15 protein-coding genes are annotated in these 12,306 nt (G+C 68.5%); 13 read left to right on the forward strand and 2 right to left on the reverse strand.

What is annotated here, in order from left to right; translation table 11 throughout:
• Window positions 1–116 precede the first annotated feature (116 nt).
• The 5 genes from IC605_RS14615 to IC605_RS14635 all read left to right on the forward strand — a co-directional run bounded on the left by IC605_RS14615 (window position 117) and on the right by IC605_RS14635 (window position 5,690).
• Window positions 117–656: a hypothetical protein gene (locus tag IC605_RS14615; protein ID WP_216325655.1), complete on the forward strand. Its 540-nt coding sequence runs from the start codon at window positions 117–119 to the stop codon at window positions 654–656.
• Window positions 653–1,960, forward strand: a complete 1,308-nt coding sequence (locus tag IC605_RS14620; protein WP_216325658.1) for a hypothetical protein — start codon at window positions 653–655, stop codon at window positions 1,958–1,960. The genes IC605_RS14615 and IC605_RS14620 overlap by 4 nt, the downstream gene beginning before the upstream one ends.
• A gap of 598 nt (window positions 1,961–2,558) precedes the next feature.
• Complete coding sequence (locus IC605_RS14625) at window positions 2,559–3,089, forward strand: hypothetical protein (protein ID WP_216325661.1); 531 nt, start codon at window positions 2,559–2,561, stop codon at window positions 3,087–3,089.
• Window positions 3,090–3,440: 351 nt separating this feature from the next.
• Window positions 3,441–4,298 (forward strand): hypothetical protein, encoded by an 858-nt coding sequence (locus IC605_RS14630; RefSeq protein WP_216325664.1) that lies wholly within the window; start codon window positions 3,441–3,443, stop codon window positions 4,296–4,298.
• A gap of 141 nt (window positions 4,299–4,439) precedes the next feature.
• Window positions 4,440–5,690 carry a DUF4062 domain-containing protein gene (locus IC605_RS14635; protein ID WP_216325667.1) on the forward strand — a complete coding sequence of 417 codons (1,251 nt, stop codon included), beginning with the start codon at window positions 4,440–4,442 and terminating at the stop codon, window positions 5,688–5,690.
• Window positions 5,691–5,958: 268 nt separating this feature from the next.
• On the opposite strand, the gene IC605_RS14640 is transcribed toward IC605_RS14635, so the two are convergent.
• Window positions 5,959–6,183, reverse strand: a complete 225-nt coding sequence (locus IC605_RS14640; RefSeq protein WP_216325669.1) for a helix-turn-helix domain-containing protein — start codon at window positions 6,181–6,183, stop codon at window positions 5,959–5,961.
• A gap of 102 nt (window positions 6,184–6,285) precedes the next feature.
• Here IC605_RS14640 and IC605_RS14645 point away from each other — a divergent pair, with 102 nt between their 5' ends.
• Together IC605_RS14645 and IC605_RS14650 are read left to right on the forward strand one after the other, a co-directional pair.
• Window positions 6,286–6,921: a hypothetical protein gene (locus IC605_RS14645; protein WP_216325671.1), complete on the forward strand. Its 636-nt coding sequence runs from the start codon at window positions 6,286–6,288 to the stop codon at window positions 6,919–6,921.
• 401 nt (window positions 6,922–7,322) lie between these two features.
• Window positions 7,323–7,832 (forward strand): hypothetical protein, encoded by a 510-nt coding sequence (locus IC605_RS14650; protein ID WP_216325674.1) that lies wholly within the window; start codon window positions 7,323–7,325, stop codon window positions 7,830–7,832.
• Between the two features lie 78 nt (window positions 7,833–7,910).
• Here the strand turns inward: IC605_RS14650 and IC605_RS14655 are convergent, their stop codons facing one another.
• A complete protein-coding gene (locus IC605_RS14655) occupies window positions 7,911–8,135 on the reverse strand; it encodes a hypothetical protein (RefSeq protein ID WP_216325676.1) in 225 nt (74 codons plus the stop codon).
• 110 nt (window positions 8,136–8,245) lie between these two features.
• Here IC605_RS14655 and tmk point away from each other — a divergent pair, with 110 nt between their 5' ends.
• The 6 genes from tmk to IC605_RS14685 all read left to right on the forward strand — a co-directional run bounded on the left by tmk (window position 8,246) and on the right by IC605_RS14685 (window position 12,269).
• Entirely contained in the window at window positions 8,246–8,920 is a 675-nt protein-coding gene (gene tmk, locus IC605_RS14660; RefSeq protein WP_216325679.1) for a dTMP kinase, read from the forward strand.
• Window positions 8,917–9,549 (forward strand): uracil-DNA glycosylase, encoded by a 633-nt coding sequence (locus tag IC605_RS14665; RefSeq protein WP_216325682.1) that lies wholly within the window; start codon window positions 8,917–8,919, stop codon window positions 9,547–9,549. Before tmk ends, IC605_RS14665 begins: the two co-directional genes overlap by 4 nt.
• Before the next feature lie 101 nt (window positions 9,550–9,650).
• Entirely contained in the window at window positions 9,651–9,950 is a 300-nt protein-coding gene (locus tag IC605_RS14670; protein WP_216325685.1) for a hypothetical protein, read from the forward strand.
• On the forward strand, window positions 9,951–10,832 hold the full coding sequence (locus IC605_RS14675) for a thymidylate synthase family protein (protein ID WP_216325688.1): 882 nt from the start codon (window positions 9,951–9,953) through the stop codon (window positions 10,830–10,832).
• A complete protein-coding gene (locus tag IC605_RS14680; RefSeq protein ID WP_216325690.1) occupies window positions 10,825–11,871 on the forward strand; it encodes a radical SAM protein in 1,047 nt (348 codons plus the stop codon). Before IC605_RS14675 ends, IC605_RS14680 begins: the two co-directional genes overlap by 8 nt.
• Window positions 11,871–12,269 (forward strand): holo-ACP synthase, encoded by a 399-nt coding sequence (locus IC605_RS14685; protein ID WP_216325692.1) that lies wholly within the window; start codon window positions 11,871–11,873, stop codon window positions 12,267–12,269. Before IC605_RS14680 ends, IC605_RS14685 begins: the two co-directional genes overlap by 1 nt.
• Window positions 12,270–12,306: the final 37 nt, after the last annotated feature.

Raw genomic sequence — 12,306 nt, forward strand, 5'->3', positions numbered from 1 at the left:
TCATATTTCGCTCGTCGGTACAAAATGCAGTATCAAACGAAATAAAGTCACCCTTTTTGATGTCAGAAAAATGAATTTACTAAAACGGGTGTAACAATGGTGTTCAGGAGGCAGTCATGACTGACGACAACACCGATGGCCTGTTCCCCGAACTCATTCAAACACTCGAAGGCAGTGACTTCATCCGCGACCCTCAGGCACACGAAGATGCCGGTGAGGCGTCAGTGCCGGACGACGAGTCGGTGTCCACCTCGACGGAAGACTTACCCGACGGCAACTTCATCCTGCTCAGCACCCTGCTGCTGCGCGATCTTCCGCCCGCGGAGCGCTCGCTGGTGGTCGAGCACTACGAGGACGGAGTTCGCCGCAGCATCATCCGCAGCGTCCAACTGGAAGGCACGTCGTTCACGGTCCGGATGCTGGCCGGCGGCCAGACCGGTCGGCGCCGCAGCCTGCAAGACGAGCTGATCCGGCGAACGCCCGAGTTCGAGGAGTGGCTGCGGGTGCAGCGGACCGAGTCGCTGTACGCGTACCGGGCCGCGACCGGTCGGGCGACGTCCACCCTGGAACGCCTGCGCACCGGCCAGGACGATTTCAACAGGCTCGCGGACCTGCGCCGCCAGCTCCTGCGCGGCAAGGGCCGTGGCACCGAATGAGTGCACCCACGACGCCGAAGATCGTCGTCGCGGAGGAGGGCGACGTCGTTCTGCGCCGCCGTACCCACACGGCGTTGCAACAGCTTCATGCCGACGGGGCGTGGCGGGCGGACGAGGTCGCCGCCCACCTCCCCGAGGCGGCGGACCTGTACGGCGCGGGCCTTCTCGACCGGGCGTCCACCGTCATCGGCACGCTGACACTCCTGACGCCGCGGGGGCAGCGGTTGATCGGCTCCACGGCGCGGCAGGCCGGCAGCGTGTCACGGCAACTGGACCGGGCCTACACCCGGCTCGCGCTCAAGGAACTGGGCTGGTCCGTCACGCCGGACGTGCAGTACCTGCGGCAGTACGACCGCACGGGGCGGATGACCGCCGTCATGACCCCGTTCGCCGGGGAGGGCGACTCGGGAGCGGCCCTGGTCATCGGCAAGATGCCCGGAGGGTTCTCGAACACCGGCATCCGGCACCTCATCACCCGCCTGCGGAGCAACGCCCTGCGGCGCGGATTCTGGGTCATCCTCTTGAGCCCGAGTGCCCGCCGTGGGCAGCAACTCGCCGCCACGCACCCCGCCTGGCTCAAGGTGATTCACGTGGTGCCAAGATTGCCGCAGGCGTCATCTCAGGACGACCTCACCGTGCCGATTTTTGCGTTTAAGGGGCCCGGGGACGACCCGGTCATCGTTCCCGAGACGGAACAGTTGACTCTGGAGCGGCTGGCCGCACGTGGGCATTACTACGGCCCCCTGTGGGTGTCGGTCCTGAGTCGGCCCCGCGCCGCCCGTGTCGCCGCTTTCCGGCAAGCCCTGGCGGTCGACCGGGTCATCAGTGGGCATCAACTGTTCCGCCTGTACGGGCTGGAACCGTCCGACGTCCACGACGTTCACCACGTGGACACTCAGCTCAAACCTGTCCACAGTGACGCTGCGCAGGTCGTCCACGCGCGCTTCTACGTGAGCGACAGACGCCTCATCCAACGCGACGTGACCTTCCTGTCGCATGCGGCGGGCGTGGCGGAAATGCGCGTCCTGCTGAACGTGCCGCCGGACCCCTCGCGCTGGCTCACGGGGGTCGCCCTGGGCCGCCGCGAATTCTGCAAACCCGATGCCGTGCTCGTCACCGAGTTCGGCAGGACGGCGGTGGAGTACGACACCGGGTCGTACACCCGCTCGGTCATCGCGGACAAGCTCGGCGCCTTCCGGGACCAGAGCTACGAGGACGTCATCTGGGGCGTCCCGGGGGAAGCCCGGCGGGAGCGGTTGGCACAGGAGTGGGACTTGCGGGTCCTGCTCACGCGGTGGTTCTGACCGCCCGATCCCGTCATGGTCTGCCCACCGTCGTCGCGGCCACGCGGTGGCGGTGGTGTCATGAGGAGGCGACCTCGTAAGGCCCGTCTTGCACCATATGAGGCGGGACCGGGCCAAAAGTGCCTCATCGTAAATACCTTATAGGCCGTTTCGGGCGCCGGACGGCCCCTGTGGATACCAGCCGTCCGGACACCCGAAACGGCAGGGGAATGCGGTGAACCGCATGGCCCGGGGCGGGGGCAAGGGCGTCGGCGTTGAGACCTGCGTCCCTGCGAGGCATGCCCGGGGGCCAGGGGGCCACGGCGCGGGCTCGCTTGCTGCCGCAACCTCCTTGTCCTCGCGCCTTCCGATCCATGTGGCTTGATGTCGTCTTCGGTAGACCAGACCACCGGTCTGAGCAGGTTCGTGCCACTGCCCGCCGGTTGCTGAACCCTCGAAGAGGACCTTTCACCATGCGCCACTTTCCCTTTCCTCATCCGTTGTCGGAAAGACCGCCCTCACCCGCCTGCGGCGGGTCGGCTGCTCCGGTTCCTTGTCGGAAGCCGTTCCTGCGGACCGACATGGCGAGGAGAATCATGATCAAGTCGAGGTTGCGTTGATGTCCCGAGTTCACGCCCGCTTCCTGGGCCTGCTGGCCCAGCCCGTCTCGCCGCCCGTGAACTCCCCGCTCACCCGTAGTGTCCACGTCCACCAACGGGCCAGGGCCACCCTCCAGGCTCAGCTCGCCGCGAGTGGGCGGTGGCGGGGCGGCCTGCTGTTTGGGCACGCCGAAGATGACGTTCTCCATGTTCACTTCGCCGCTCCCCAGGGGTACGCCTGGTGGCCCACGTGCCAGACGCCCCTCCAGGTCGATCCGCACTACGCCCTGGGGTGGGCCGACGCCCTGGCCGCGGCTAGCGAGCAGCCCGTGGACTGGGTGGGCAGTTGGATCATGTACCCGGACAGCCAGTTGGGCGGTATCGAGGCCGATCTGGTCTGGCTCCACGCGGGCCGAACTACCGCGCTGGTTGACGACCTGCACCTGCTGATGAGCGTGGGATGGTCGGACGGTCGCCTGAGCGCGACCGCGTACCGCCCGATGGATGGAGAGTTGGAAACACTGGAGGTGGAGTGGCTCCCGGCGCCGTGAACAGCAGAAGCCGGCGCATCGCCGCCCCTGGCGAGCTGGGCAGAAGTGCGGAGGCCCAGGCTTACAGCTCGCCGAAGTCCAGCGGTGACCCGGGGTGATGGGCAGTGTCCAGCGTCCGGTAGGGGACAGGTTATGCCGCTCCCGGGACGGCGGGGCCGGAGAGGTTGAGCGAGGCGCGTCATCACATCCCCCGAAGCCCACTGAGACCGTAAGCAGACTGGGGTAGCACCCCTTCACCCAGAGGGTTTTGGGTGCAGTGGGGGGAACATCTGACCAGGGTGAGTTGCTCGGACGCTCGAAGCCCGATCAACCGTCGCGGCATGAGCCGTCCGCAGCGAAAGGAATCAAGACATGTCACAAGTAGACCGTCCCTACAGCGTTGTCCTTCAGAATTTTGATCTGTCTCCTGGCAACTCGGCTATTGTCCAGAATGAGTCTTACCGAGTTGACCTTCTCAGGGCGAGTAACGTCTTCCTGAAAGAGCCGCTGGTTCAGGCCTTGGGCGATCACGAAGTTGTCGAGAAGCTCCAGCATCTGTCGCAACAGCCAAGCCTCACGACAACGGATGCTGCGGACAGCCTGAGGTGTATCGAGGCGGTGCAAGTCGCCCTGCACGAAGCGGCTCACCATGCCGCGGCGTTCGCCGTGACCCGGGCCGAGGATGTGCTCCTCAAGGGCGTCTTCCTGGAACAGGCCGTCAAGGAGGCGCGGGCCAAGTCTTCCAAGAAAGTTCTCAAATACTTTGACGTAAGTGCACAGCTTTATGTCCTCACTGCCCCAACTGCCTTCGAGGTGCTTGCGAAAATCAACTTCGACAAGGGCACTCATGTTGTAGGTATAAATGCGTATCGACTCGATGAACGAGATATTGAAGATCTTATAAATACCAGCCATCAGTCGTGGCTTGAAGACGGCAACATTTATCATGAGGGTGAGCGTGCCTACGATAGGGTTTGCCGACTCCTGCAAGAGCACCGCGCAGCCCTGGAACCCGCCGTCGTGGCGGGTGCACGGCTGGCGCTCAGCATGCTCAGTGAAGGTCGGACCAGCGTCGCAGGGGATCAACTCGACGACGCTATGGCGCCCTTCTTAACCCGTGGCCAGTGGTCTGAGATCGTTCTCGAAGACCCGGAGATGCCTCCACGCATCCGGCAGATAAAGGTGCATGAGCGGGAGTCCGCACGGCGCGGAGAGCCTGACGTCCTGTGAGGCGCTTCCACACGCTCCCGCCCAGGTGACGTGACCCGCAGGCCGTGTGCCTCTTCTCGTGTGGCACCGGCCTCACGCCTGCGGAGGTGCTCCCGTTCGCGGAGCAAATACGTGCACAACATAATATAGGTAGACTGGGGCATGTCCTTGCCTCAGCCACTCTTGCTAGACCTGGTGTCCCCATTGCCCAGCCTCGACGAGACCCAACTGCGTGCCTGGGCCCGTGGACGCACGGTGATGATCTCGTCCACGATGCGGGACTTGATGCCCGAACGGGACGCCGTCGCCCAGACCGTCGCCGACTTCGGCGCCACGCCGAGGTACTTCGAGGAGTTCTCCTCGCCGGGCGATCCGGCACAGGTGTACCACCCAGAAGTGGGGCGCGCGGACGTGTACCTCTTCATCGCGGGTGAGAGGTACGGTGCCCCGGTGGCCAGCGATCCGCAAGGGCGCAGCGCCACCCACCTGGAGTACGACACCGCGTATGCCAGCTACAAGCCGGTGCTGGCCTACAACAAGCTCGGGGTCGAGCGGGAACCGGCGATGCAGTCCCTCGTCTCGCAGCTCGAAGGGGTCCACACCGTGGCCCGCTTCGGCACCATCAACGAGCTGAAACGAGCGGTGCGCGAGGGCCTGACACGGCTGGCGGAGGCCGATTCCACCACCTGGGTCAAGCTGGACCAGACTGTCTTTCCGGTGAGCAAAGTGACTCTGCCCCCGGCCACGGGGAATGCGTGGGACCCCCAGCGTCAGCGCCGAAGCGTCACCCTGGAGGCCAGCCTGCGCGACCGGCAGATCCTGGCTGCGCTGGGAGACTCCTTTCACGCGCGGCCACTCACCCTCGCCCGAGAGGTGTTCGACGCCGAGCAGGTGCGGGTGCACGAGGACCGTGCCAGCCGGTACGCCGTGACCCAGCGGATCGAGGCCAACCTGCGCCCGGCCTCCGCGAGTGTCCTGACGATCATCCCCATCGCCAACGGGGAGAGCGGCGAGGAACAGCTGGAAGCGGCCATGGATTCCCTGCTGTTCGGCAAGCCCGTGCCCGAAAGGCGAGGCGGCGGTGGGCTCAGCTTCCTGCGGGCCCTGAGCCCGGTCGGTCCCCGCCTGGCCCAGCTCCACCGGCAACTCGCGGCCCACCACCGCGAGGCGGAACTGTTCGTGCCGATGGCCGAACTGCTGCTCACCGACCGTCTGCTACGGGGCACGCCGCAGGACCCGGCGCCCCTCACCGCCCTGGAACAACTCTTCGTGTCCCCCGTGGTTCAGGACCGCCTGTTCGTTCGGGTGGTGGGGGTGCACGTGGGGGGGAACTTCGGTGGAAGCCACCGGGTCACGCGCGAGGGCCACATCAACCTCCGCGGGCCGGTGTCGGCGGGGATCGACGGTTGGTGAGGGCACCGGGGGGACGCAACTGCCTCCTCGCCCGGTCCTGTAACCTGTCATGCTGCCCCGTGTGACTGACCACGACCATCACGCCGCCGCCAACGCCGAGCAGGTGCGCCTGCTGCGGGAGGAGCTGGAGGCGAGGCTGGACGGACAGAACCGGTGGTCACCGGATCGCCTCATCCGGTCCTGTGCTGCCGCGCTGGTGAGGGCCAGTGCGGTCCTGAGGTCACCGCGTGCCTCAAGCCGGGAAACGCGTCAGCGGTAGGACGGTGCCCTACAGCAACTCCCTGAGCGGCACACCCACCCCTGCCGCGAGCAGGTGCATGTTGTCCACGCTGATATTGCGGCGGCCCACCTCGACCTGGGCGATGTAAGACCACGTGATCCCACTCGTTTCGGCTAGGTCCTCCAACGTCATGCCCTGCTTCTGCCGTTCCTCACGGAGCCGCCGCCCGAAGGTCAACCTCGACTCCGTCGGGCCCTTGTCCGTTTTCGCCACCGTCCTAGGGTGGCGAGCCCCCTTTCCGGGGAGCCATTCAGTTAAAGCCATATCACTTAAAGCCATGTATGCTGGAGGCGTTCCCTCGGAGGTGCCGCATCCATGCAAAAGACAGTCCTGGCCGCCCTTCTCGCTCTTTCCACCGCTCAAGCGGCCCTGCCGCCCGCCGACTGTAAGAGCCTGCTCCTCGGGGACAGCAACATGGTTCGCTACACGTCCGCCGCGACGTTTCCCAACGAGCCGCAGCAGGTGACCGTGTGGTTTGACGAGGCCACCGGGCCCACCAAGTTCTGCGGGTTCACGTTCACCCCGACCCAGAAGGGCCAGGTCGTGACCGCGACGGCGCCCAACTTGGCGGCGTTCTCGAACGTCTTCCGGGAAAACTACAGGAACACGCAGCGGATCATGTTCGAGAACATGTACCGGGACACCAGTGCGGGAACGGCCAACCCGACCTCGAATGCCGTGTTCGACCCCCGGAACTACCAGTTGACCTACGAGGCTCCCGGCTACAACGGGATTCCGTTCACCGTTGGCGCGAAGATCGACAACGGTGCCCTTCAGCCGTTGTACTACAACGGCAAGGCGAGCGCGATCCGGGTGCCACGGTCGGCCCGGACCATCGATATCTACGCCAAGGTGGGGACGGACATCGCCACCCACTGGCAGCGTGTGAGCATCAACCTGCCCCGGGCGACCGTCACGATCTACAAGAAGGCTACCTTCCCGGCGAAGTGACTCGGGTCGGGTTCGCCCGGCTCGTCCGGTGCGCCCTCCCGCAGGAAACGCGAAGGATCGCTGCCGGGGACCCGCCCTGTAACTTCCGCCCGACGATGCTGGCGCAACCCCCGATACCCGTTCGGGGGTTGTTCACGTCCTGGGACGTTCCCGCCTGAGATTGGCCCGGCGGCGGAAGCCCGGGGCGCTTCTCGGCAGATGGGTCCGGGCGTGAGCTGGAACGACACTCGGCCCCGCCAGGCGAAGTGGGTCTCCCAGAGTGGTCAAGGTGGGCTGCCGCGAGGCGGGTGCTGTTCACCCACCTCCTGCCTTGATCCCCGGGGAACTGCCCTTCACCCACCTGCGGCGGGTCCGCAGGTGAAGCTTCCCTCCGGGAGACACCACCGTGGTTCGAGGTCCTCTTGTCCTACCTGCCTGTTCACCTGCACCAGCTCTCGTCCCTGGCAGACGGCGACCCTGTCCTGCTCACCGGGCTGTACTCCCGGCATCCCGGTGGGGCCGTCCTGACCCAGGGTGAGCAGCGCCTCGCCCTGATCGGCCAGCCGTTCACGGCCCTGCCCGCCCAGCACAGCCGCACCGAGGTCTGGGGTGTCCTCCTCCAGGGTCAGGTGCGTCGCCTCCTGGTTCACGACGCCCGTCCGGCGGGCTCGGCCATCCCAGTTCCCGGCGAGAGTGCGTCCGGGCGAGTGGGTGACGAGATCGCGCTGACCGTCCAGGTCCGGTTCATCGGCCACGACCAAGTGGCGGTCACGGCGGACCGGCAGGTGTACCTGCTGTGGGGCGAGGACCTCGATCAGCGGTGCTACCTGCTCACCGGACGGGTGCAGAGCCTGAACCCGCCCACGCTGTCGGTGTGCCAGGCCGTGCCCGTGAGCCTGATCCTGCCGCCGGGGGCAGATGCGTTCGCCTGAGCGCCGTCCTTGCCCTCTCGTGACAGGAGTGGAGGGAGGGGCGGACGTGTCCCTCGTCGTGGAACTGGCCGTGTCGAACTACCCGGATCGGCGGGAGGGGTCGGCCTCGCGTTCCGCCAGCCAGGCCAGTGTGGCGGGCAGGTCGCCCGCCCGCCCCACGACCCGCTGCCGGTACCCGTCCTCCATCACCTGTGCCAGCTCCCGGATCTCGGGTTGCGGACGTTCCGCTGACAGCCGCCGCACCGACACCGGGATCGCCGGTCCCAGTTTCAGGTTCGTTCCTGGAGAGTCCTCTTTGCGCACGGTGGCCAGCGTACCTCCAGCAGCCACGGGCGGACCTCACTCTCGGCGCTCCACCCCTGCGAGCCCGGCACGCCGGGGGTTCACGGGCGCGGCGGTCGTATCTTTGGGGGGTGAACAACGGGCAGGAGGGCGTGCTGATCACCTTCGAGGGGATCGGCGGCAGCGGCAAGTCGAGCGTGGTGACGCGCGTCAGGGAGTGGCTGAGCGGCAGTGGAGTCGAGGTGGTGCACACGCGGGAGCCGGGCGGGACGCCCCTGGGCGAGACGTTGCGCGCCGTCGTCACGGGCAAGCGTGAGGGGCAGACCCCGACGCCGTGGGCAGAGGCCTTCCTGTTCGAGGCCGACCGCGCCCAGACCTTCGCCGAGGTCATCTTCCCGGCTCTCTGGGAAGGGCGCGTCGTGCTGTCCGACCGCGGCGAGTACGGCACGGTCGCGTACCAGGGGTATGGCCGCGGCCTGCCCGTCGACGCCATTGACCGGATGACGGCCCTGGCCACGGCACAGCGGCGGCCCGACCTCGCCCTCGTCCTGGACCTCCCCGCTGATCTGGCCATGACCCGCCGACACCAGGCACCGACCGACGACCGGTTCGATCACGAGAAGCTGGCGTTCCAGGAGCGCGTGCGCCAGGGGTACCTGTTCGCGGCGGAGCGGGACGGCCCGCGAGCGCGGGTGGTGGATGCCTCCCGCCCCGCGGACGAGGTGTTCGGTGAGGTCCGGGCCCTCATCCTGGAGGTGTTGCGCTCGCGGTCCTTCGTGCCCGCGGCCCTGGAGCGGCTGGCTTGAGGGGGCCCGGGACGACGGCGGACGACACTCCGGCGCGGGCGTTCGCGGCCCTGGTGGACCAGGTGCAGGCGTGCCGCCGCTGTCCGCGGATGGACGAGCGTGCCCGGGTGCTCAGTGCGGCCAACGGGCGCGAGGGAGCGCGTGTGCTGTTCGTGGCCGAGGCGCCGGGCCGCCTGGGGGCGGAGCGCACCCGCGTGCCCCTGCAGGGGGACCAGACGGGGCGGAACTTCGAGGCGCTGCTGGCCTCCATCGGGCTGGACCGCGCCGAGGTCTTCATCACCAACGCGGTGCTGTGCAACCCGCAGGACGCCTTCGGTCGCAACAGCCCGCCGACGCGCGAGGAGGTGGCCCGCTGCGCGCGCCACCTGGAGAGCACTCTCGACGTGATCGCCCCCGAGGTGGTCGTCACCCTCGGGCGCGTGGCGCTCGAAGCGCTCCGGCACATCGAGGACCACGCCTTCACGCTCGCGCTCGACGTGGGCCAGCGGCGCGAGTGGGCGGGGCGCGTCCTCATCCCGATGTACCACCCGGGTGCCCGAGCACGGGTGCACCGGCCCCTGGAACGGCAACTGGAGGACTTCCGGGAACTGGCACGGGTACTGGGACGTACCCTTCAACACTCTGTCTGAAAAGCTGACACCGCCACCGATTTTGCTTGACCTGCTGACATCCTTGCTGTAGAGTGTCAGGAAATCTGTCGTTTTTCTCAAAACGGCAGGAAGGCTGACACATGGTCCAGAAGAGCACCGTCGCGCCGCCCCAACACGAGCCTCCGCCTTCGGCGGGCGTGCGCTCGGCGGTCGTCGCCGCCGTCGCCCACACCTACGCGTGCCCTGAGTCCGAAGTCGAGCAGGAGATGACGCGCCACGGTGACTTCACCGTGAAGTCCGTGCCGGCGCATGCGGTGCTCGCCCGGCTGGCCGCCGATCTGGGGGTCAAGGTGCCCAACCCCTCCAAGCTGCACCGCGCCCAGTACTCGTCGGTCAACGCTCTCGTCGAACTCGTGCTGTCGGCCCAGAGGAGGTCCTGAGTGCCCGCGCCCACCTCTCCCAGAACAGAACCGGTCCCGCACGAGACGCGGTCTTCCGGCACCAGGTCGTACGTCTCCCAGGCGGCGCTGATCGCCCGCCCGAACCTTTCCTGGGCGTGGCTCGACGCGCTCGACCGGCTCGTGACCCAGGGCGGCAAGGCCGTCAACCTCACGGTCGTCATGCCCGGCGACGGTGGGGAAGACCCCGGTATCCGGGGCGCGCTCGACGGGTTCATCGCGGCGAACCCCTCGGCGGCGCAGCCGGTCGAGACCGTCGCGGGCACCCTGTTCCCGAACGACCTGTACTTCCCACACCTGGGCGAGCGGGCGGCACCTCACCTGTACGCGACGTACCGCGAGGCCTACCCGTTTCTCCGCCAGCACCCGGGGAACGTCCACGGGACCTACTTCGGGCGCCTCGTCGCCTGGGAGCGCCCGGGCGACGAGCCCCTCAATCAACTGGAGCGGGTGGTGGAGCGGCTGCGCCGCGAGCTTCGTGGCCGGGGCCCCAAGAGCAGCGCGTACGAGCTGTCCGTCGTCCCCGCGGGCGGCTGGGACACCGAGTTGCGCGTTCAACGCCCCGACGACACCCGGCTCATGGGGTTCCCCTGCCTCAGCCACATCAGCCTGAAGCTGGTGGACGGGCAGCTCCACCTCTGTGCCCTGTACCGCAACCAGTTCTTCATCCAGCGCGCCTACGGCAACTACCTGGGGCTCGTCAGGCTGCTCGGGTTCATCTGCCATGAGGTCGGTTGCGCGCCCGGTGAGATGTTGTGTCTGGCGACCCACGCGGACGCCGAGCGTCTGGGCCAGGCGCGGGCACTCGTCAGGGAGGCCCGCACGGCGCAGACCCTGACCGACGGGGAGGACGCGGGTGGCTGAGCAGCTCACCTCGGCCCCGGGCCCAGACACGCTCCCGGCGCTGCGAGAGTTGCGCGTGGAGGTGCTGCGGGCCTGCCCGCTCACCTGCGCCCACTGCTCGGCGTTCGCGGCGCCGCGCCACCCGCTCGCCCTGCCCCTCGCGCGGACGCTGGACCTCGTGTCCGAGTTCGCCCGGCTCGGCGGTCGCCGCCTGACCCTCACCGGCGGCGAGCCCCTGGAGTACGTCGGCTTCGACGAGGTCGTGGCGCGGGCCCGGCGGGAAGGCCTGGCGGTGCGGGTCTTCTCGTCGGGCGTCGTCTGGCAGGCGGGCGTCCGCACCAGCGTCCCGCCCGGTCGGCTCGCCGCCCTCACGCGGGTCGTCGACACGCTCGTCGTGAGCCTGTACAGCCCGGACCCCGTGCGGCACGACGCGGTCACCGGGGTGGACGGCAGCTTCGACCTGACCGTGGAGACCGTCCGGGCGGCGCTCGCGCTCGGCCTGCGAACCGAACTGCACTTCGTGCCGACCCGGCTCAACCGCCACGAGCTGCCCGGCCTCGCGGCGCTCGCGGTGGCCCTCGGCGTCCCGCGGATCAGCGTGCTGCGCTTCGTGCCGCAGGGGCGCGGCGCGCACGGTCAGGACCGCTTGACCCTCGATCAGGCCGGGTACCGCGCCCTGCGTGACACCGTTCTCGACCTGCGCTCGGCCCACCCCGGGCTGGAGATCGCGCTGGGGTCCGCGCACGCCTTCCTGGGGCTGGAGGGCTGTGGTCCCTGCACCGCCGCGCTCGACCAGCTCCTCGTCGAGGCCGACGGGCGCGTGGCCCCGTGCAGCGCGTTCGGCGACTTCCGGCTGCCCGGGGACCACGACAACGTCCTCTCCGCGTCCCTGCGCGACGTGTGGGGCCGCTCCCGGCTGCTGGGGGCCGTGCGGGAGGCGCACCGCGTGGCCCCCGGCTGCACGGGCTGCCTCGCCCAGAAGGCCCTGTCCACCGGGCGCCTCGACCCGCGCGATCCCGACCCGCTCAACCTGGGCGCGGACGCCGCGAGGGTGGCGTGATGGACGCCCCGCTGTCGTGCGGGGTGGACCTCGTCGACCTCGACGGGTGGCGCCGGGCCCTCGAAGTGGGCGGTGAGGCGTTCTGCGAGCGCAATTTCACCGAGGGCGAGCGCGCGTGGTGCGCGGGGGACCCGGCGCGTCTCGCGGCCCGCTTCGCTGCCAAGGAGGCGGTGGCCAAGGCGCTCGGCACCGGCTTCCGTGACGGCGTCGAGCCGGGGGACATCGAGGTCGTCAGCGCCGAGCACGGGCAGCCCACGCTGCGCCTGCACGGGGAGGCCTCGGCCCGCGCGCGGGCCCTGCGCCTGGACGCGTGGCGGCTCAGCCTGGCCCACGGCGAGCGTCAGGTGGTCGCCTTCGTGGTGGCCTGCGCGCTTCCCGCCGTCGGCGACGCGCGGTGACCACGCCCGGCTCACGCGGCTCTGCGGGGACCGTGAC

Source organism: Deinococcus aestuarii (assembly GCF_018863415.1).
GTDB classification, from domain to species: domain Bacteria; phylum Deinococcota; class Deinococci; order Deinococcales; family Deinococcaceae; genus Deinococcus; species Deinococcus aestuarii.

Coding starts and splice junctions, on each gene's coding strand:
- IC605_RS14615 (WP_216325655.1), top strand. CDS start 117: ATGACTGACGACAACACCGATGGCCTGTTCCCCGAACTCATTCAAACA.
- IC605_RS14620 (WP_216325658.1), top strand. CDS start 653: ATGAGTGCACCCACGACGCCGAAGATCGTCGTCGCGGAGGAGGGCGAC.
- IC605_RS14625 (WP_216325661.1), top strand. CDS start 2,559: ATGTCCCGAGTTCACGCCCGCTTCCTGGGCCTGCTGGCCCAGCCCGTC.
- IC605_RS14630 (WP_216325664.1), top strand. CDS start 3,441: ATGTCACAAGTAGACCGTCCCTACAGCGTTGTCCTTCAGAATTTTGAT.
- IC605_RS14635 (WP_216325667.1), top strand. CDS start 4,440: ATGTCCTTGCCTCAGCCACTCTTGCTAGACCTGGTGTCCCCATTGCCC.
- IC605_RS14645 (WP_216325671.1), top strand. CDS start 6,286: ATGCAAAAGACAGTCCTGGCCGCCCTTCTCGCTCTTTCCACCGCTCAA.
- IC605_RS14670 (WP_216325685.1), top strand. CDS start 9,651: ATGGTCCAGAAGAGCACCGTCGCGCCGCCCCAACACGAGCCTCCGCCT.
- IC605_RS14685 (WP_216325692.1), top strand. CDS start 11,871: ATGGACGCCCCGCTGTCGTGCGGGGTGGACCTCGTCGACCTCGACGGG.